The organism is Dialister sp. UBA1703, assembly GCA_002320515.1.
In the GTDB taxonomy this organism is placed as follows: domain Bacteria; phylum Bacillota; class Negativicutes; order Veillonellales; family Dialisteraceae; genus Dialister.
Genome location: DCJJ01000020.1, coordinates 10861 through 31474 on the forward strand (window position 1 = coordinate 10861; position 20614 = coordinate 31474).

The window sequence follows — 20614 nt, forward strand, 5'->3', positions numbered from 1 at the left end:
GCTGAAGGGCCTTTATACAATATGATATAATATAGCATAGTCTTTTAAGGATTAGATTTCCACATTTTACTTCCCTTAAGATTTTTTGAGAGGTGCAATTTGCAAGAAGAAAAGAAAGAAAATTCCGGCGAGCCGGAAAAAGAGCCCTTTTCCTGGAAGAATTTGGGCCGCAGGAAATTGTCCGTCCTTTTGGGCGGCATCGCCTTCCTTATCCTCCTTACAGCAGGCCTCTATTTCTATGCCTTTGACCGGGTGGGACTTCATGGCACCGCCCTGGTGGATGTGCCGAAAGATGCGACCGGAAGGGACATTGCGGACACCCTGGAAAAGAAAGGGGTCATCCGGAGCAGCACCCTGTTTCGGCTCTATTCCCGCATCCTTGGCAGCGGAAAGAGCCTGCAGAGCGGGACATACAAAATGAAACAGGGCTTGACCATTAAGGAGGCTATGATGGAGCTTCGGTCAGGAAAGACGGAGTCCGTCCTGGTCACAGTGCCGGAAGGGTACACGGTGCACCAGATCGCTTCCCTTCTGCAGGAGGCAGGGGTGAAGGGCGCCGGGGATTTTGAAGGAGAAGCTGCTTCCTACGGTCCTTTGAAATACCAGTACGGCCCGCTGCCTGTGACAGTGAAGGCGGAGGGATTCCTGTTTCCTGATACCTATAATGTTCCCAAGGAGTATACAGCCCGGCAGATCTGCGATATGATGTACAAGCGTACCGACGCCATGCTGACGCCGGATATACGTAAAAAGGCGGAAGCAAAGCATATGACCCTTCATGCCTTGATGACTCTGGCATCCATGGTGGAAAGGGAAGCCCGGTTCAAGGAAGACCAGGTGCCCATTGCATCGGTTATGCTGAAGCGTCTTGAAATCGGCATGCCCCTCCAGATTGACGCCACCATCCAGTATGCGCTGGGAAGTCCGAAGGAAGAGCTCACCATTGCGGATACAAAAATTGATTCCCCCTACAACACCTATACCCATAAAGGCCTCCCGCCGGGACCTATCGGAAGTCCGGGACTGGATGCCATTGAAGCGGTGCTGGATGCCAAGCCCGGGGAATACCTTTACTATGTGGCCCAGGCAGACGGGCACCATGTGTTCACCAAGTCCTACGAAGAACACCAGGCAGAGACGGAGAATATTTATGGCAAATGACCATGAAGCATTAAAAAGAGAACTGGAGCGGTATGCGGAAGAAAAGGGAGTGCCCATCATCCGGGAACCGGAAAGGGAACTTCTCCTTCAGGCAGCGGCTCTGGCAGAGCCACTGCGTATTCTGGAAATCGGCACTGCCACCGGCTACTCCGCCCTTCTCATGGCAGAGCGGTTTCCGGAGGCGGAAATTGATACGGTGGAGCTGGATGAAGGGCGTCATCATATGGCAGAGGAAGTTATGGAAAAAGCAGGCTTTGCCGGACGGGTGCACTGCCATCTGGGAGACGCAGGAAATCTGATTTCTACTCTTTCCGGCCCCTACGATTTTCTCTTTCTTGACGGCCCCAAGGGCCAGTACCTCCGGGAGCTTACGGCCATAGAGCCGCTTCTCTCTGACAGGGCTGTCATTGCGGCGGACAATGTGCTTTTCCGGGGGCTGGTGGAAAGCAGGGAACCTGTGCCTCACCGCTACCGCACCCTGGTGATGAGGCTTCGGGAATATATCGATTATGTAAAACAAAAATATGAAACCCATATCTATGTAGAAGGAGACGGCCTGGCCGTTTCGAGTAGAAAGGAAAATACATGAAGAAAATGGAACTTCTCGCTCCGGCGGGAACAATGGAAAAAATGAAAATGGCCCTTCTCTATGGAGCAGACGCGGTGTATCTGGCAGGCAAGGTTTTCGGCCTTCGCGCCTACGGCGGCAATTTCTCCATGGAAGAACTGAAGGAAGCCGTTTCCTATGCCCACAGCATGGGGAAAAAGGTGTATGTCACCGTCAATATTATTCCCCGGAACGAAGACCTGGAGGGACTGGATGATTATCTGAAATACCTGGAAAGCATCCATGTGGATGCGGCCCTGATTTCCGATCTGGGCGTCTTCTCACTCTGCCGGGAAGTGGCGCCGAACCTTCCCATCCACGTATCCACCCAGGCCAGCTCCGCCAACTGGTGCACTGTGAAAGTCTGGAAGGACATGGGCGCCGAAAGGGTGGTACTGGCAAGGGAAGTATCGGTGAAGGAAATGGCGGACATCCGCAAAAAGGTGGACATCGACCTGGAAGTCTTCGGCCACGGCGCCATGTGCATTTCCTGGTCCGGCCGCTGCCTTCTGTCCAATTTCTTTACCAATGGAAAAAGACAGTCCAATCGAGGCGAATGCATCCAGGCCTGCCGCTTCCGCTACGCCGTCATGGAAGAATCCCGCCCGGGACAGTACTGGCCGGTGGAAGAAGACGAACACGGCACCTACGTCTTCAACAGCAAGGACCTCTGCATGATCGACCATATCCCCGAACTTATCGAAGGGGGCGCAGCCTCCCTTAAAATCGAAGGCCGCATGAAGAGCGTATACTACGTGGCCGCCGTGGTGGCAGCCTACCGCAAGGCCATCGACGCCTACTACGCTGAAGGCGGCGCCTACAAAGTACGGCCTGAATGGAGAGAGGAACTGGGAAAAGTATCCCACCGTCCCTACACCACCGCCTTTGCTTTCCAGAATCCTGACCACAGCGCCCAGGAATACGTGAAATCCCAGCCGGAGCAGCCCTACGACTTCGTAGGGCTCATCCTGCCGGCCCACAAGGAAGAGGGCACGAACCTTGTGCAGCAGAGGAACCATTTCAGGGTAGGAGAAATTCTGGAATACCTTACCCCGAAAGGCGAAGTGGGCCTGGTCAAGATTATGAAACTGGTGAACGGTGAAGGAGAAGAAGTGGACAAAGCACCCCATCCGCTGGAAGAACTGACCATGACCGGCGACGCAGTCCTGCCTGCCTACTCCATCCTGAGGAGGCGCGCAAAGAAATGACAGAAGATACAAGGGTATACATTGAAATCCCGCCGGAAGAAGTCAACTACATCAACCGCATTATCGAAGGCTACGAATACCTGGGCGTCCTGACCACCCTGAACCCCCAAAGGGCCACCTGCCAGATCAACTCCACCAAAGACACCAGGGACATCGTCATCGACGTCCTCACCCATCTGCCGGATGTGAAGGTGAAAATCCTTCCGGACAGAGAAGAAGCTATGCGGAAATAAAGGAGAGACGATTCCCTTTTTCTGACGACTATGTAATCGGAGAAGCGAAGAAATAGGAAATCCTGCTTACTCATTTCGCCGGGGCCCATCCATGGAAAGCGGAACAGCAGGAAAGGACTGTCCTCTCCTTCTCCATCAGCCGGCTGAAAATATAAAACTTCTAAAAACTTCCTGAAATCCTTAAAGGCAAAGCCTGAAGCGGCATTTGACGCGCCCCGCTTTTGGATTTCGGGAAGTTTTTTGCGTGGAGGATGTTAGTGAGCTGGTGTACTAGTGTACTAGTGTACTAGTGTACTAGTGTACTAGTGTACTAGTGTACTTGTGGGCTGGTGTGCTGGCGGCCAGGATGACAGATGAGGGTGGGAAGGTCATCCCGTAACGCTGACTTTATATTTATTGCCGCCAGAGGCGGCAATCCACAACCTTCAGCGGCGAAGCCGCTGTCAACCCTAAGAACCTTTTGAACCCTCACGCCGAAGGCGTGTCCATGGGACCACCCTTTGACTTCTGAACCCTTTGAACCCGGGCCACTTTGTGGCCCCATGGGCAATCCACAGCCTTCGGGGGAGAGCCCCGCCAACCTTCTCTGCAAAACTCTTTTCATTCCTCCCGCCGGCGTGTACAATAATAAGGGAAGCAACCAGATATATATAGGAGGCCTGTGATGGATTCTGTCAAAATGGTATTGGAATATCTGAGAGAATGTGAAGTCTTTTATATGGCCACGGAAGATGGCACGGCGCCAAGGGTGCGACCCATGAGCGGCGTGTGCGCCGCAGAGGGAAAGCTCTGTTTCCTTTTGTCCAGAAGCTCTCATCTCTATCATGAAATCATGGTGAACCGGCGGGTGGAAATCAGCGCGCTGCATCCGGACAAGTCCTGGATTTCCATCCGGGGCTGGCTGAAGGAGGAAGTGGAAAGGGAGACCAGGGACCGTATGCTGAAGGCCTGCCGGGATGATATTGAGGACATGGGCTTGGTGGATGAAAAGGATATGGCTGTCTGCAGCCTGCAGGGCGGTTCGGTGTATCTCCGCGACAGGAATGCGGGAAGAGAGAAGGAAATCGCTCTGGGATAGCATTGTCTGCGGCGCCGGTATTCCCGGACTTGCAGAATGCGATTTAATGCACTGCTAACCTCATAAAGTGTTATAATGGATGCAATCTATCCATTGTCTTGACAATGGAAATATCAGGAAGCACTGATTCATTCATAGAGTTTGCTTTTATAGGGAGTTTTATGTACTGCTGCGTTTCAACAGCCTGCTGTCTGCCGACGCATGCCCTGCATTGCAAGAGAATGTAGGAATAAAAGGAAACAATGAATGAATCAGCGCTTTCATAAAGGGGGATATTATGGTATCCAATGGACTTGTAACTGATTTGTATCAGCTCACTATGACGAATGCTCTTTTCAAGAAGGGCATGCATGAAAGAAAGGTTGTATTTGACCGTTTTTACCGGGTGAATCCCTTTAAAGGCGGTTATACGGTGGTGGCAGGACTGGCCCACCTGGTGGATTTCGTAAAGAATTTTACCTACAGCGATGAAGATATCGAATATCTGCGGAGTCTTCACATTTTTTATCCTGAATTTCTGGACTACCTGTCCCATTTCCATTTCACCGGAAATATTTATGCCATGCCCGAAGGCACGGTGGCTTTTCCGGGAGAGCTGCTGCTCCGGTTTGAGGGCACTACCACAGAAGCCATGCTGCTGGAGACCGGCCTTTCCATGATTATGAACCATGAAAGCCTCATTGCCACCAAGTGCCGAAGGGTGCGGACGGTGGCGCCGAAGGACGCGCTCATGGAGTTCGGCCTGCGCCGGGCCCAGGGCCATTCCGCCGGCCTCTGGGGCGCCAGGGCATCCATGATCGGCGGCTTCAACGGCACCTCCAATGTGGAGGCAGGAAAGCTTTTCGGCATTCCCGTACTGGGTACCATGGCCCACAGCTGGGTCATGAGCTTTGATACGGAGCTGGAGGCCTTCGAGGAATATGTGAAGCAGTACCATGATAACCTTATCCTGCTGGCGGACACCTACAATGTACTGGAAATGGGTGTGCCCCATGCCATTCAGATTTTCAGGGAGCTGAAGGCAAAGGGACAGCTTCCGAAGAAATACGGTATCCGCATCGACAGCGGGGATCTGGGGTATCTCTCCCAGGAGGCGTCCCGCATGTTCCGGGAAGCCGGTTTCCCGGACGCCATTATTTCCGGCTCCAACGACCTGGATGAATACCTCATCCAGTCTCTGAAGGAACAGGGCTGCACCGTTACCAGCTGGGGCGTAGGCACGAAAATCATTACTGCCGACGGCACCTCCGCCCTGGGCGGGGTCTTCAAGATGAGCGCCCGGGAGAAGAACGGCGATTTTGAACCGGTGATGAAGATTTCCAATGATGTAAGCAAGATGACCAACCCCGGTATCAAGGATGTGCGCCGTTTCTACAAGAAGGGCACCGGCAAAATGATTACGGATCTGGTGTGCCTGGCAGACGAACCTTTCCCGGACGGCGGCGATTTCACCCTGGTGACAGAGTCCGCCAAATGGCGCAAGAAGGAACTGAAGGCTGGCACCTATACCTGTGTGGATATGCTGAAGCCCGTCATCCTCCACGGAGAAGCAGTCAAGCTTCCGAGTCTTGCGGAAACAATCGACTATGCCAACAAACAGATGGAAACCCTGTGGCCGGAGTACACAAGACTCCTGAATCCGAACATTATGGAAGTGAACCTGTCAGATAAGCTGCAGGACCTGAAGAGCCGCATTATTGACGAGGATTTAAGGAAAATATAATTGTGAAACAAAAAAGCAGTGAACCATTTCAAAAGAGTGATTCACTGCTTTTTCTTTTATAAAAATCTGCTGCCTGCCATGCAGCGTCCCTCGAAATGACAAAGCGGCAGGCAGGGAACTGTCACAGAAGCTATATAATCATCGCCCGAAGGGCGAAACCACAACCCTCAGCGGCCTTTGGCCGCTGTCAAACCTAAGAACCCTAAGAACCTTTATTTATCCTGAAGAAGCAGAGCCTGCAGTTCCTCTACAGAAGAGGCGATGGCGTCAGCTCCTGCTTTTTCCAGTTCCTCCCGGCTGCCGTAGCCGTAGGTGACGCCGATGGAGGGAAGATGGTTTTCCTTTGCCCCGTCTATATCGTAGAAGGTATCGCCTATCATCACGGTGTTTGAAGCCAGGAAAGACGGGGAGAAGCCCTTCTTTTCCAGAAGGGACAGGGCTTTCCTGATAATCCGGGCTTTCTGGTCTCTGGTGGCCCGCTTCTTCAGTTCGTCCCCTATATCGCTGCCGCAGATGACGGAAAAGTAGGAATCAAATCCGAAGTGGGAAATGATTTCCTTCACAAAGGGCTCGGGCTTGCTGGAGGCCACGGCCAGGGTGCGGCCCTTTTTCACCGCCTTCGACAGAAGGACATCCAGTCCGGCATAGGGACGGCAGTCCAGAATGCCCTTCGTTTCATAGAGTTCACGGAACCGGTTCACCGCTGTGACAATATCTTCATCACTCATATGGTATAGCTTTTTCATCTGCACATTAAGCGGCGGGCCGATGAAGCTCTGGAGTTTTTCGGGATCCTTTTCATGGATGCCTGCAAAAGAAAGGCCGTACTGCACGGCCTTCACAATGCCCGGAGCGGATTCGGAAATAGTACCGTCCAGGTCGAAGAGAAAAATAGGATAGGATTTCATAATGACCTTTCGTGAAATAGTGGGCTGGTGAGCTGATGGGCTGGTGGGCTGGTGGGCTGAGGAGCTGAGGAGCTGAGGAGCTGAAGGTTGTGATCGTTATCTGCCGCCGTAAGGCGGCTGTCAATTGCGGCGGCAGCCGCCACCGCAGCCCTCTGAACCTTCTGAACCTGTCGCGCCCAAAGGGCGCGGAACCCTTTGAACCAGGGCCTGCAAAGCAGGCCCTTTTACTTTGCTCCCTGGAGGATTTCCTTTAAATACTGGTTTGTTTCCTTCTTTTCGTCCACATTGTCCAGAAGGATGTCTACATAGCGGTCCAGGGTATCGGCATCGGTGTAGCCGGAGATGAAGGAGTTGCTCTTATTGCTTTCAAGAATGATGGGGAATTCCACGGCGGAGAATATCTGCATGGCTTTGAGTTCCAGATCCTTTTCATTGGTGTAGCCTGTGATTTCCGCCACGTTGCGGATGACCTTTTCCCAGCACTGGCTGTGGAGGAGGGAGAGGTAGATGAAGTAGGTGTCCTTGGCGTCTTCGCTGGAGGGGTTGGAAATGGACCGGAAGAGGGCAGGGTGCTGGCGGGCCAGGTGGAAGTAGGCGAGGATGTATTTCTTCAGTCTTTCCCTGGCGGTGAAACGGGTATCATCCAGGTAGGAAACGATGTTTTCCAGATTGCCCATCATGTATTCCAAAGCGCAGCCGATGAGTTCTTCCTTGGAGCCGAAGTAGTAGCGCACGGAGGCGATATTTACATTGGCCTCCCTGGCTATGGCGCGGACGGTGGCTTTTTTGAAGCCCTGCTGCTGTAGGATATGTACGGTGGTGGCAATCATTTTCTCGCGGACTTTTTCGCCCTTTCCGGTTAACTTTCTTGCGCTCATAATGTGGTGCCCTTTCTTAAGTTCATGGTTTTTCTTACAAATGACAGGTCGTCAGAGGTCTCTTTCTTCTCGGTTAATGCGTTCATCATCAGTTTCAGCCGGTTGGCCTGGTTCACTTCGCTGGCGCTGGCGTCGCAGTCCAGAGCCAGGAACACGGCTTCCGGATAGGCGCTGTGAAGTTTGTGGATCATGCCTTCGCCGGTGATGTGGTTCGGCAGGCAGGCAAAGGGCTGGAGGCAGACCACGCCGCGGCATTCATGATAGAGGAGGTCGATCATGTCGGCGGTGAGGAACCAGCCTTCACCGGCCCGGTTGCCCAGGGACAGGTACTGGGAGGCCCGTTTGGCCAGTTTGTCGATACTGGTGATTTCATGGAACCGTTTGGAGTTTTTCACTGCCTTTTCCAGGGGTTTTCTGTACCACTGGATGAGGTAGCGCATGAAGGTGCCCTTCAGGTCGTCCTTAAAGGTGCCGTCCATTTCCTTTCTCTGGAAATGGCTGTCCAGGGAGCCGTAGAGGAAGAAGTCCAGCATGCCGCTTGTTTCCGCTTCGCCGCCGTTGGCTTCGATGGCATGGACGATGTCGTTGCTGGCAATGGGGCTGAATTTCACGTAGATTTCACCTACAATGCCGATATGGGGACGGCGGGGCACGTCGGCGAGAGGCAGGCGGTCGAAGTCTTTGATAATGGCGGAAATATTTTTCTTGTACTGATGGAAGGATTCTCCCTTCAGAATGGCTTCTGCCGCTTTTTTCTGCCAGGAGCGGTACAGGGTCTCCGCGCTGCCCGGTTCCTTTTCGTAGGGGCGGGTGCGGTAGAGGCACTGCTGCAGGGCGTCGCCGTATACCACCGCCTGTACCAGTTTGATACCCAGGCCCGGGGTGAATTTGAATCCCGGCTGTGGTTCAAAGCCGTGGGTGTTGAGGGAAATGACGGGGATCTGGGAGAGGCCTTCTTCGTCCAGCGCTTTATGGATGAAGCCGATGTAGTTGGAGGCGCGGCACATACCGCCGGTCTGGGACATCATGAGGGCGGTGCGGTTCAGGTCATATTCCCCGGATTTCAGGGCCCGCATGAGGGAGCCGATGGTAATGATGGCAGGATAGCAGGCGTCGTTGTTCACGCAGGAAAGGCCTTCGTCAATGTCGGCTTTTACCGGCGGCAGGACCTTCACGTTGTATCCTTCGCTTCTGGCCGCCGCTTCAATGAGGGGGAAATGGATGGGGGACATTTCCGGTACCAGGATGGTGAAGTCCTTCTTCATATCTTCCGTAAAGGCGGATTTCGGGTAGAGGATAGGTTCTGCCTTCGTATTTTCTTCCACCCTTTCTTTAATGGCCGATTTCAGGGAGCGCAGGCGGATACGCACGGCACCCAGGTTCAGGCTCTGGTCGATTTTGAGGCAGGTGTAGAGGCGGTTCCTCTTGTTCATGATTTCCTGCACCTGGTCGGTGACCACGGCGTCCAGGCCGCAGCCGAAGGAGTTGAGCTCCACCAGTTCCAGGTTGGCGTGGCGGGTGACGTAGTCGGCTGCCTTGTAAAGGCGGCTGTGCCAGGTCCACTGGTTCATGACCCGGAGATTCGGGAATTCGCCGCCTGCCATGGATATGCCGTCTTCGGAGAGCACCGCCATGCCCAGCTGGTTGATGAGGTCGGGGATGGAGTGGTTCACCGTGGGGTCCACATGGTAGGGACGGCCGGCAAGGACGATGCCGATGAGGTTCTTTTCCCTGATTTCCTTCAGAATGCGGAGGGTTTCCACATAGAGGGCTGCTTTGTATTCTTTTTCCGCATTTCTGCCGGCGTAGACGGCGGATTCGATTTCACTTCCCGGAATGCCCAGGGGCTTGAAGAATTTCTTCAGCCTGCTGAAGATGGCTTCCGAGTGGAGGGGGAGGAAGGGGTGGTACAGTTTGGCTTTGTACTTGGACAGCACTTCGTCCATATTGGCTTCGATGTTTTCCGGATAGGAAGCTACCATGGGGCAGTTGTAGCTGTTGGTGCTGCCTTCATCAGGCCCCTTGTCGATGCAGGGGTACCAGATGAAATCCACATGTTTTTTGGCCAGGTCGTACACATGGGCGTGGGCCAGCTTGGCGGGGAAGCATTCGGAGTAGGATGGAATGGTTTCCATGGCTTCCGTAGGAATGTCCCGGAGCTGTTCGCTGGAGGGAAGCACCCGGTAACCCAGTTTCGTAAAGAAGGCGTGCCAGAAGGGGTAGTCCTCGTACATGTTCAGGGTGCGGGGAATGCCTACGGTGCCTCTCTTGGCGTCTTTTGGGGACAGGGGACGGCGGTGCCAGATCTTATCGTATTTCCAGCGGTAAATGTTGGGCAGGGTGGAGTGGGGGGCCGTCTTGCCGGTGAGCATGATGGCAGCCCCTCTTTCGCAGCGGTTGCCGGATACAAAGGCGCGGCCGTCGTTAAAGCGGGTCAAGGTAATCATGCAGTGGTTGCCGCAGCCCGGGCAGCGCTTCATTTCCGTGGTATAGGAAAGGCTCTTCAGCTCTTCCGGAGTTACCAGGGAAGAAACGTGGCCTTCAGGGCAGGAGTCCTTCGTAATGAGGGCAATGCCGTAGGCACCCATGAGGCCTGCCACATCGGGACGGATGACATGGCAGTGAAGGAGCTTTTCCAGCGCCCGGAGGACGGCGTCATTATAAAAGGTGCCGCCCTGCACCACCACTTTATTTCCCAGATCCGACGCTTTGCGGAGGCGGATGACCTTGTAGAGGGCATTCTTGATGACGGAGTAGGAAAGGCCGGCAGAAATATCGGCCACAGACACGCCGTTCTTCTGGGCTTCCCTGACTCTGGAGTTCATAAATACGGTGCAGCGGGAACCCAGGTCCACAGGATGGGGGGCTTTCAGGGCAATGCGGGAAAATTCCTTGATGTCCATGCCCAGGGACTGGGCGAAGGTATCCAGGAAGGAACCGCAGCCCGAGGAGCAGGCTTCGTTTAGAAGGATATCGTCCACGGCGCCGTCTTTAATGCGGCAGCACTTCATGTCCTGGCCGCCGATATCCAGGATGGTGGTGACATCGGGGAGGAAGTGCTTGGCGCCTCGGTAGTGGGCCATGGTTTCCACTTCGCCCACGTCCGCCTGCAGGGCCCGCTTAATGAGCTCTTCACCGTAGCCGGTGACGCCGGCGCCGGCAATGGTGACGCCTTCCGGCAATTTACTGTACAGGTCGGAGAGAATCTTTCTGGCGCCTGCCAGGGGCGTGCCTTTATTGCTGCTGTAGTATTCGTAAAGAATGCGGCCTTCCCTGTCCAGAAGCACCGCCTTGATGGTGGTGGAACCGGCGTCGATGCCAAGCCATACAGAGCCTTTGGCTTTGGAAATATCGCCCCGGGGCGCATGGAACCGGCCGTGCCTTTCCTTGAATTCCTCATATTCCGCCTCATTGGCAAAAAGAGGGGGAAGGGTCTTGGATGTGCCCAGATCCACATCTTTGGCTGTTTCCACTTTGGCCAGCCAGCTGTCCAGATCCATGGGGCGGTCGTGGCGGGCGGATACGGCGGCGCCGATGGCCACGTACAGTTCTCCGTGCTCCGGCACAATCATATCTTCGTCTGCAATGTTCAAAGTCTTCTGGAAGCGCTCACGGAGCATGGGCTGGAAGGTGAGCGGGCCGCCAAGGAAGGCAACTTTTCCGTGTACCGGACGGCCGCAGGTGAGACCGGAAATGGTCTGGTTCACCACGGACTGGAAAACGGAAAGGGCAATATCTTCATGGGAGGTCCCCTCATTCAGCAGGGCCTGGATGTCTGTTTTGGCAAATACGCCGCAGCGGGAGGCAATGGGATAAATCCTTTCCGCTTTGGCAGCCAGCTTTCCAAGACCGGCGGCGTCCACGGAAAGAAGGGAGGCCATGCGGTCGATAAAGGCACCGGTGCCGCCGGCGCAGGCGCCGTTCATCCGCTGGTCCACGCCGTTCCGAAGATAGGTAATCTTCTCATCTTCCCCGCCCAGCTCGATGATCACATCGGTTTCAGGATGGAAAGTCTGCACCGCCTTCGTTTCCGCTAAAATCTCCTGGCAGAAAGGGAGCCCCATGAGCTTGGCCAGCCCCATGCCGCCGCTGCCGGAAATGGAAGCGGTGATGCGATAGCCGGAAAATTTCTCCTGCAGCTCCTTCAAAAGGGACATGGTGGCGCTGCGGATATCTGACATGTGGCGCTGGTAGCGGCCGAAAAGAAGCTTCAGGTAAGGCGACAAAGCGGCCACCTTCACCGTGGTGGATCCCACATCGATTCCTACATGAATCACTGGTTTCATGAAATAACCTCCCTCGGTTCACAGCCCGGTGAACCGTTTAAATTTTGTTGGAAAGTACTGTATTACGAAATACAGACTGTTGTTTATAATCATATGATTGATTTGTTCGATTATATTTTAGCACTCTTCGATAAATCCTACAATCGGGGAACTTTAAAACGACCGTTTTAATTTATAGAAGTTTTCGTATAATTCTGTTTGAATTCATAGACAGCTGCATAGATGGCTATGAAAATAAAAGGCGGATTATATCTTTACAGGTTCCGTGCCATAGAGATTCAGCCATCTTTATCAGATGATTTCAGGAAATGAGAGCGGCAGCCTTGATTGGCAGGATGGTTTAGAAATGGTGCTATAATCATTTTTTATAAGATAAGAAACAAAAATACAAATTGACAGCATTTTATCACGAAGAGAGAGTATTATTGAAAGAAGCATAAACTGCATTTTAATTGGTAATACTATTTTGACCATAAAATGTAAGTTCTGATGGATGCGCTGATTTCAGAAAAGTAATCCGTTTTTATATTGGGAGAGCAGCATAATGGGGAAGAAGAAACTGGCATGCTGTGTAGGATTAGGAGTCCTTCTGATAGCGGGGAATGCAGAGGCTTCTGATATTAATCCTATGAAACAGCATCATGAGGCAGTAAAGAAAGAATATTCGGCAGCTGTCGAAAGGCAGATGGACGAGCTGAGCCCTGCAAGGCAGGAACATGCATGGGCTCTTGGGGAAGAACTGGGGATGGCCGGCGCCATTCCGGCTGATGTAAAAAAGAAAATCGGTGATTTGGCCGTAGAGGACGCGGAAGCAAGAGTGATTGACAATATTCCCATCAATCGGGCCAGAGCTGCCCTGTCCAGTGCTGCCGGTGATTATGAAGCACTGAAGGTCCGGTATGGCATGCGGGAAAAAATGCTTCCTGCCTGGGATAAGGAAAAACAGAAAATCCTTTCAAAGCTGTCCGGGGTGAAAAAAACAGGTTCGCCGATACCTTTTCAGGAATCAAAATATGAAGAAGTTTATGAAAGGACATATCGGGCGGAGGAGAATATTTACCGCTTTTATAACGGCGCCTTTGATCCCGACTGGATCAAGCCCTATCGGAAGACTGCGGACAAGGCGGAAGCTGAATTTTTAAACGTATCGAAGCAGTATGCCTTTAAGAAGTCCGGCATAACGATGGAACAGGTCAATGACCCGGACGTGGATTCTCTTGCAGAACGGTATGCAAGAACAGACCTGCTGGCCCTCCAGGATAATGTGCAGGTCAAACTCCTGGGAGAAAGACTGAAGAACCAGAAGAAAGAGTATGTCAAAGCGGCTTCGGTTTATGAAAAGCTCTATGCCCGGGAAATCAGCCGCTGCAGTCTGCCTGGCGGTCTGGCCATTGCCGGGATTGCTGAAAAGGGCGGCAGTGTGGCTGCCGGCCAGGCCTATGGAGTATCCGGCATCCTTCCTGCCCATACAAAGGAAGAAAGGGAGGCCATGCGGGATTCCATCCGTCAGCTCATGGCCTCTGTTTCCTCAGAAGATATGGACCGCCTGGCTTCCCGGCGGGCTGAATACGGCAGCGAATTGTCCGCCATGGGCTATTTTGACAGAGAAGCAGCCAAAGATCAGTCTACAGCAGACACGAAGGCACCTGCTATCCAGGATAAGCGCTTTAAAGTGGACGGTGAAATGCGCGTGGATTATGGCGCCCATCACGGGGAAGAAGCCATTGGCGACAGGAGCCGTGCCCGCCTTCGGGTTTATGGCGATTACAACATTGATGACAACTGGCATTTTATTTCCATGCTGGAAAATGAAAAAATCCTATCCGGCAGAGGAGATGACAACTGGATGGACCTGGACCGGTACTACCTGACAGGCATGGTCGGCTCCAGTCGGCTTACCGCCGGTGTATTCAGCTCCTATCTGGCAGAAGGAAATATTTATGACAGCAAGTTTAAAGGGATCCGGATTTCCGGGGAAACACCTTTCCGTTACATGGCGGAAGCGGGCACCGTACCCTACGGTGGCATGGCGGCAGCCGGCGAAGTTTCAAAGGAAGCGGGCGATTATACCCTGGGTGCCGGTATCTACCATTTCAATATGGATGATTCTCCGTCCCGAAACATTTATATGCTGAATGTACGCAGGCCCCTTGGTCTTTACGATGTGGGACTTATGGGCCTTGTGGGGTCCGATTCTGAAAGGAAGAGCCAGAAGGGCTATGTGGCAGCCCTTTTCAGAGGCGAAGAAAGGACCTGGGACACGGGAAATACCTATTATTTCCTGAAATATTACTATCAGCCCTATACCACCTATGTGTCCCATACCATGGAAGGCATGGCTGATTATATGCATGGATTCAAGGGAATCGGCGCTGGTATTCACTATACAGTGGCACCGAACTGGCTCCTGCAGGCGGAGTACTACAGCCTGAAGGATTTAATCAACGGAGATAAGAACCACACCATCTGGCTGGCACTGAGCTATTATTTTTCCAATTATGAGGCTAATTGAGTACGTCTGATCGGGGAGGAATTCCTTATGAACGGGGATATCAGCACTATTGCAGTGGTAGGACTGGGATACGTGGGCCTTCCGCTGGCAGCGGCATTTTCAAAGCATTTTCATGTCATCGGTTATGATGTGAATGAGGAAAAATTAGACCTGTATAAAAAGGGAGTGGATCCCACCGGCGAAATCGGAGAAGCAGGGCTGAAGGAATGCACCATCCTTTTTACGGCGGATGCAGAGAAGATCCATGAGGCCGATTTCATCGTGGTGGCTGTGCCTACTCCTATCAACGGAGACAAAACGCCGGACCTGCGTCCCGTGGAATCTTCTTCTTCCGCCGTAGGGAGGCATATGAAAAAAGGAGCTATTGTGGTGTATGAATCCACGGTTTATCCCGGTGTTACGGAAAATATCTGCGGCCCCATTCTGGAAAAGGAATCGGGCCTTGTGCTGGGGAAAGACTTCAAAATCGGTTATTCCCCGGAACGGATTAACCCCGGTGACAAGGTGCATGTGCTGAAAAATATTGTAAAAATCGTATCCGGCATGGATGAGGAAACACTGGAAACCATAGCTTCCGTGTACAGTACCATCATTGAAGCCGGCGTTTACAGGGCGCCAAACATTCTGGTGGCGGAAGCGGCCAAGCTCTGTGAAAATTCCCAGCGGGATATTAATATCGCCTTCATGAATGAGCTGTCCCTGGTGTTCCACCGCATGGGCATAGATACACTGGAAGTGGTGAAGGCCATGAATACGAAGTGGAATGCCCTGGGCTTCACTCCCGGCCTGGTGGGCGGGCACTGTATCGGCGTGGACCCCTACTATTTCATTTATGAGGCGGAGCTTCTGGGGTTTCATTCCCATGTGATTACAGCAGGGCGGCATATTAATGACGGTATGTCGGAGTTTGTGGCGAAATCGCTGAAAGAGGAGCTGCTGAAAAGTCATGTGGATACCCGCCATGCCAATATTTATCTCCTGGGCATGACATTTAAGGAAAACTGCCCTGATACCCGAAATTCCAGAGCCATTGATATTTAACGCATGTTGAAGGAGTACGGCATGCATATCTACGCCGTGGACCCCGAGGCGGATCCGGTGATGATCAAAAGAGAGTACGGTATAGAGCTGATACCGCTTTCTGAAGTTCGTGAGGCGGACTGCGTGGCAGTGCTGGTAGCCCATAAGGAATTCAGGGAACTGTCCCCGGATACACTGCTTTCCCTTTATAAGAGTGAGAAGCAGAGGGAAGGGGCGCTGCCGGTACTTCTGGATATCAAAGGGGTTTATGACGCTTCGGAAATGAAAAAGAAAGGCTTTAATTACTGGCGTTTATAAGAGGTTATGATGGGGAAAAAATTCTGGATGGTCCTGCTGGTGCTGGTTTTCCTGGCAGGCGGCGGTTTCTATGCCTGGCACAGGCATGCCCTTTCCGTTTCTGAAGAGAACCGGGATGTGCAGGATTTATCGAATCTGTATGAAGCGGAAGAGGAAACGGAGAAGGCAGTCAATCAGTTTCGAAAGGATCCTGGAGCAAAGAAAGCCCGGATTATCCATCCTCTTTCTGATACAGGAAATCATGTGTATCTTTATTTTGACGGACTGCCGGACCGGGCTATGACGGAGAAAATTCTGAAGGTGCTGGACAAAAAGGAGGCCAAAGCCGCCTTTTTTGTAGAAGGGCAGAATGCCGGAGACAGTCCGGAAACCATGAAGGAAATTTTTAAACACAGGCAGATGATAGGCAATTACACCTGGCTTGGCAGATCGTCCCTGGAAAAGCTGGATGAGGAAAAGGCCATTCGTTCTCTCTTGAGGACCCAGAAAGCGGTGGATACGCTTACAGGAAAGAGTCCCTCTTTCTTCCGGGCACCCCGCACGGAATACACGGATACCCTGCTGGAAGAGGCAGGGGCTGCAGGTCTTTCCTATGCGGTCCTTTCCAATGTGACTGTGAGAAGGGGAGAGCTGGCGGATGAAGAAGCTGCCCGAAAACTGGCAGCCGGTGTGAAGCCGGGAAGTCTCATTGCCTTTGAAATCAACAGGCCATTGGATATCAGGGCCAGGGAACCGGGGAAATCGGATGAAAGGCCGGCTATCGACAAGAAGCCGACCATCAGGGATGGAGACTATAAGAAAAAAACAGAGAGGAAAGACCATACGGCAGAAGAGGTGGAACGACTTGTTTCCGCTTTGGAAGAGGAAGGCTTTACCCTGCTTTCGCTGGACAGTGATGTGCTGCTTTCCGGCCTGAAGTAAAAGAGCGCAGAATATGGATTGGAATCTGGGGGTATGAAAGTGAATCATACGAAGAACCTTGAGGATAAACTGCAGATAGAAAAAGAGGACAGGCGCCTTCTGCCGAACGTGCCTGACCCTTCCGGCCGCAGAACCAATGTAGACCGGCGGCAGGGAATGGATGGAGAAATCAGGGATTCGGATTTCAGAGCATACACAGCCAGTGCCGAAGCAGGAAGGCGTTTCAAAGTTCACATCCCTGTCACAGTGACTGCAGGAGCAGGCGGCAGGAAACAGGTGGTCAAAGGAATCTGCGAGGATATTTCTTCCACCGGCATGCTGCTTACTCTGGCAGAAGGGGAAAAGAAGGTAAAAGAAGGGGAAAATATAGACCTGTCTTTCGTGGTCCGTCCCGGCGACATGCCGGAAGGCTATGAAATGAAAGTGAAAAAGCTGAAAGCAGAAGTGGTCCGCCGGTTTGACCGGGATGGCAGGGAAGCCCTGGGCATCCATTTCAAAGAATCTCTGGCAGAATATCATCAGCAGAGGCGGGGACGGTACCTCATTGCTGTTTCTGCTTTCCTCATGCTCTGTATTTCCCTTGTCATTATCCTCATGCGGTCTGAGTCGGTGGTGTACTTCCGGTTCAATAAATACCTCTATTTATACAGCATTATTACCGCTGCGTTTCTTCTTTCCCGTTATTTCTTTGCCATCTTTTACCGTCCCGTGAAGGTGGATATGGATTATACCCCCGGCGTGTCCATTATTATTCCCTGCTTTAATGAAGAAAAATGGATTCAGCGGACCATCCTGGGATGTGTGAATCAGGATTATCCGCCGGACAAGCTGCAGGTCATTGTGGTGGATGATCACTCCACAGACCATTCTCTGGAAAAGATAGAAGAAATCATAGAGCGCATGGAGCGGGACGACCGTAATCTCCATATCAGGGACCGGGTGATCCGGTATGAACAGCCTAAGAACGGCGGCAAGCGGGAGGCACTGGCGGCAGGCCTTAAGCTTGCTAAACATGAGCTTCTTGTTTTCGTGGATTCCGACAGCTTCCTTTCTCCCTTTGCCATAAGAAATGTGGTGCAGCCCTTTAAAGATAAGGAAATGGGCGGCGTCTGCGGCAGGACCGATGTGGCCAATACCTATACCAATGGATTGACCAAAATGCAGGCAGTCCGTTATTACATTGCTTTCCGGGTTATGAAGGCGGCGGAAGGCTTCTTTGACGCGGCCACCTGTCTTTCAGGCCCCCTTTCCTGCTACAGGAAGGATCTGGTGGAAAAGTACTGCCATGCCTGGGTACACCAGAAATTTTTAGGACACAAAGCCACCTTTGGCGATGACAGAAGTCTTACGAATTTCATCCTCCGCCATCATCGTACCGCCTATCAGGATACGGCGGTGGTTTCTACCATTGTGCCGAAATCCTACCATGTATTCCTCCGGCAGCAGATGCGCTGGAAGAGGTCCTGGCTCAGGGAATCCCTGATTGCTGCCAGGTTTATGTGGAGAAAAGAGCCTTTTATGGCCCTTTCCTTCTATTTCGGCCTTATTGTTCCCATTGCGGCACCGGTTATCGTCATATACAATCTGATTTATATTCCCCTCATGCATCGCGTATTTCCCTTTACCTTCCTCATCGGTATGGCCCTTATGGCCCTGCTGATGAGCATGGCCCAGCTCTTCCTTCGGAAAAGCTCCACCTGGATTTTCGGCGTGTGGTTCTGCCTCTATTATGAAGCGGTGCTTCTCTGGCAGATGCCGGTGGCCTGGTTTACTTTCTGGAAAGATACCTGGGGCACCCGCATGACGCCGGCAGATGTGCGGGAGAAAAAGAAAAAGGAAGAAAAGGAAAGGCTGAAGGCGGAAAAGAAAAAGGCAAAGGAAGCAGGTGATGACCTGTGATACTGGGAGACGAATCGTTTACAAAGCATAAGAACCGGGTAAAAAGAATCCGTACATTCTTTGAAATCCTGGCGGTCATAGCGGCACTGGTGAGCCTTTACCTCCTGTTTTTCCATGTGAAAACCTACCGTCCCTTCAAAGACAGCGATGTGAGCCACACCACGGACACAGGATTCATTGCCCTGTCCTATTTCGGCGTGGACCGTATCGGTGATACGTCCACCCTCATCGGGAAGAAGCAGCTGAGGGAACATCTGGAGGCACTGAAGGATGAAGGCTATGTCACTATTACCCATGATGACATCCTGAAATATTATAAGGAAGGAAAGCCCCTGCCTCCGAAATCGCTGTACCTTATGTTTGAAGACGGCAGGCGGGACACCGCTCTTTTTGCCGACGAGATCCTGGAGGATTTGAATTTTAAGGGCGTCATGATGACCTATCCCGAAAAGTTCAATCATGAGGATACCAAATTCCTGAGGCCCATTGAATTAAAGGATATGGAGGACTCGTCTTACTGGGAAATGGGTACCAACGGCTACCGGCTGGAGTACATCAATGTATTTGACCGGTACCACCATTTCATCGGCGAAATCGACCCGCTGAAATATGCCATGATGCAGAAGAGCCTGGGCCGGGACTACAACCACTACCTCATGGATTTCATCCGTGATAAGGACAGGATTCCGGTGGAAACGGTGGACCACATGAAACGTCGCATCGCCTATGACTACCGGGAGCTTCGGGACATTTACTCCGATAAACTGGGCTATGTGCCGCCGGTGTATGTGCTCATGCATTCCAATACGGGCCATTTCGGCAATGCGCCCAGCGTGTCTGCTGAAAATGAAAAAGTGGATACGAAGCCTTTTTGAAATGAATTTCAACCGGGAAGGGTACTGCTTCAATCAGAGAAACAGCAGTCTCTATGATTTAACCCGTATGCAGCCCCAGCCCTACTGGCCTGTAAACCACCTCCTTATGCGTATCAAATACGATACGAACCGGGATCTCCGGTTTAAAACGGGAGATGATCGTATACGCAGCTGGGATATTTTAAAAGGCGCCGCCCAGTTCAAGGGGGAAAGCCTGATTGTCACCTCCATCCCTGAAAAAGCGGGTATTGTGAAGCTGAAAGGAAATACCGGAAGGTCTGACGTGGATGTCCATGTGTGGCTGGAGGGGAATTCCTTTGGGGACCAGAAGGTGCTCCTCCGGGGCAATAAGGACCTCACCCGCTGCCTTGCTGTAGGCATATCCCAGGGGAAACTGGAAGTAGAAGAAGTGGAGGAAAGCAGTACGAAAAAGCTGTTTTCCGAAAAACTTTCCGTCCTTGACGGCCAGCCTCCCATATCGGTGGAAGAGGATGAACACAATGTAAGGGTGAACGAGCTGGAAACCCTGGCCCGCTACGCCGACTCCACTGCCATGGCCAATGAGTACATGAGCCGCCTGGCCAGGGTCAAACAGGAAAAACCGAAAACCATTGAAGAAGGGGGAAAGCCTTACGAACCGGTGGAAAGTTTCCATGCAAGGCTGGACCGGACTCTGGATATTTCCCTTGACGGCAGCAGCCTTACCGTTCGGCTGGATGGGAAGGAAGCCGCCAAAGTGGACGTAGGACACTCGGAAGATACGGACATCGGTCTTTTTGCAGGTTGGGACAGCCGCGCTTTCAGCCAGCGGAATCTGGCTGATGACGTGTATGACGGCGTTTTTGAAAAACTGGTGATTACAAATCATGGAAAGACCGATGGAACGCCTCTTTACACCACGGAATTAAAGGGCTTTGAAAAATGGAAATTTGTGATTAATCAGAAATGGGAATCGGTTCTTGGCTGGTTCCTGAGACATTTCTGATG

16 protein-coding genes are annotated in these 20614 nt (G+C 52.3%); 13 read left to right on the forward strand and 3 right to left on the reverse strand.

Features of this window, described 5'->3' with window-relative positions:
* Positions 1 to 99: 99 nt before the first annotated feature.
* The 6 genes from mltG to B2Y11_RS01060 all read left to right on the forward strand — a co-directional run bounded on the left by mltG (position 100) and on the right by B2Y11_RS01060 (position 6010).
* Positions 100 to 1161, forward strand: a complete 1062-nt coding sequence (mltG, locus tag B2Y11_RS01035) for an endolytic transglycosylase MltG (protein WP_291054988.1) — start codon at positions 100 to 102, stop codon at positions 1159 to 1161.
* The gene (locus B2Y11_RS01040) at positions 1151 to 1750 is read left to right on the forward strand and encodes an O-methyltransferase (RefSeq protein ID WP_291054991.1); all 600 of its coding nucleotides are present in this window, start codon (positions 1151 to 1153) and stop codon (positions 1748 to 1750) included. Before mltG ends, B2Y11_RS01040 begins: the two co-directional genes overlap by 11 nt.
* Complete coding sequence (locus tag B2Y11_RS01045; protein WP_291054994.1) at positions 1747 to 2976, forward strand: peptidase U32 family protein; 1230 nt, start codon at positions 1747 to 1749, stop codon at positions 2974 to 2976. The genes B2Y11_RS01040 and B2Y11_RS01045 overlap by 4 nt, the downstream gene beginning before the upstream one ends.
* Positions 2973 to 3209 carry a DUF4911 domain-containing protein gene (locus B2Y11_RS01050; RefSeq protein ID WP_291054996.1) on the forward strand — a complete coding sequence of 79 codons (237 nt, stop codon included), beginning with the start codon at positions 2973 to 2975 and terminating at the stop codon, positions 3207 to 3209. The genes B2Y11_RS01045 and B2Y11_RS01050 overlap by 4 nt, the downstream gene beginning before the upstream one ends.
* Before the next feature lie 664 nt (positions 3210 to 3873).
* On the forward strand, positions 3874 to 4287 hold the full coding sequence (locus B2Y11_RS01055) for a pyridoxamine 5'-phosphate oxidase family protein (RefSeq protein ID WP_291054999.1): 414 nt from the start codon (positions 3874 to 3876) through the stop codon (positions 4285 to 4287).
* 277 nt (positions 4288 to 4564) lie between these two features.
* Positions 4565 to 6010 (forward strand): nicotinate phosphoribosyltransferase, encoded by a 1446-nt coding sequence (locus B2Y11_RS01060; protein ID WP_291055002.1) that lies wholly within the window; start codon positions 4565 to 4567, stop codon positions 6008 to 6010.
* A 212-nt stretch (positions 6011 to 6222) separates the two neighbouring features.
* Here the strand turns inward: B2Y11_RS01060 and B2Y11_RS01065 are convergent, their stop codons facing one another.
* The 3 genes from B2Y11_RS01065 to B2Y11_RS01075 all read right to left on the reverse strand — a co-directional run bounded on the left by B2Y11_RS01065 (position 6223) and on the right by B2Y11_RS01075 (position 12082).
* Positions 6223 to 6918 carry an HAD hydrolase-like protein gene (locus B2Y11_RS01065; RefSeq protein WP_291055004.1) on the reverse strand — a complete coding sequence of 232 codons (696 nt, stop codon included), beginning with the start codon at positions 6916 to 6918 and terminating at the stop codon, positions 6223 to 6225.
* A gap of 224 nt (positions 6919 to 7142) precedes the next feature.
* Positions 7143 to 7796 (reverse strand): TetR/AcrR family transcriptional regulator, encoded by a 654-nt coding sequence (locus tag B2Y11_RS01070; protein WP_291055007.1) that lies wholly within the window; start codon positions 7794 to 7796, stop codon positions 7143 to 7145.
* The gene (locus B2Y11_RS01075) at positions 7793 to 12082 is read right to left on the reverse strand and encodes an acyl-CoA dehydratase activase (RefSeq protein WP_291055010.1); all 4290 of its coding nucleotides are present in this window, start codon (positions 12080 to 12082) and stop codon (positions 7793 to 7795) included. Before B2Y11_RS01075 ends, B2Y11_RS01070 begins: the two co-directional genes overlap by 4 nt.
* A 544-nt stretch (positions 12083 to 12626) precedes the next feature.
* Between B2Y11_RS01075 and B2Y11_RS01080 the strand changes: the two genes are divergently transcribed.
* From B2Y11_RS01080 to B2Y11_RS01110, 7 genes are read left to right on the forward strand one after another with little or no spacing between them, the layout of a single operon-like run.
* Positions 12627 to 14594, forward strand: a complete 1968-nt coding sequence (locus tag B2Y11_RS01080) for a hypothetical protein (RefSeq protein ID WP_291055013.1) — start codon at positions 12627 to 12629, stop codon at positions 14592 to 14594.
* Between the two features lie 27 nt (positions 14595 to 14621).
* Positions 14622 to 15635 (forward strand): nucleotide sugar dehydrogenase, encoded by a 1014-nt coding sequence (locus tag B2Y11_RS01085; protein ID WP_291055016.1) that lies wholly within the window; start codon positions 14622 to 14624, stop codon positions 15633 to 15635.
* Between the two features lie 3 nt (positions 15636 to 15638).
* Positions 15639 to 15932: a UDP binding domain-containing protein gene (locus B2Y11_RS01090; RefSeq protein WP_291055019.1), complete on the forward strand. Its 294-nt coding sequence runs from the start codon at positions 15639 to 15641 to the stop codon at positions 15930 to 15932.
* A gap of 9 nt (positions 15933 to 15941) precedes the next feature.
* Positions 15942 to 16853, forward strand: a complete 912-nt coding sequence (locus B2Y11_RS01095; RefSeq protein WP_291055022.1) for a polysaccharide deacetylase family protein — start codon at positions 15942 to 15944, stop codon at positions 16851 to 16853.
* 33 nt (positions 16854 to 16886) lie between these two features.
* Positions 16887 to 18752, forward strand: a complete 1866-nt coding sequence (locus B2Y11_RS01100) for a glycosyltransferase (protein ID WP_291055026.1) — start codon at positions 16887 to 16889, stop codon at positions 18750 to 18752.
* Complete coding sequence (locus tag B2Y11_RS01105; protein ID WP_291055029.1) at positions 18749 to 19627, forward strand: hypothetical protein; 879 nt, start codon at positions 18749 to 18751, stop codon at positions 19625 to 19627. Before B2Y11_RS01100 ends, B2Y11_RS01105 begins: the two co-directional genes overlap by 4 nt.
* Positions 19599 to 20612, forward strand: coding sequence for a hypothetical protein (locus B2Y11_RS01110; protein WP_291055032.1), 1014 nt, complete (start codon positions 19599 to 19601; stop codon positions 20610 to 20612). Before B2Y11_RS01105 ends, B2Y11_RS01110 begins: the two co-directional genes overlap by 29 nt.
* Positions 20613 to 20614 lie beyond the last annotated feature (2 nt).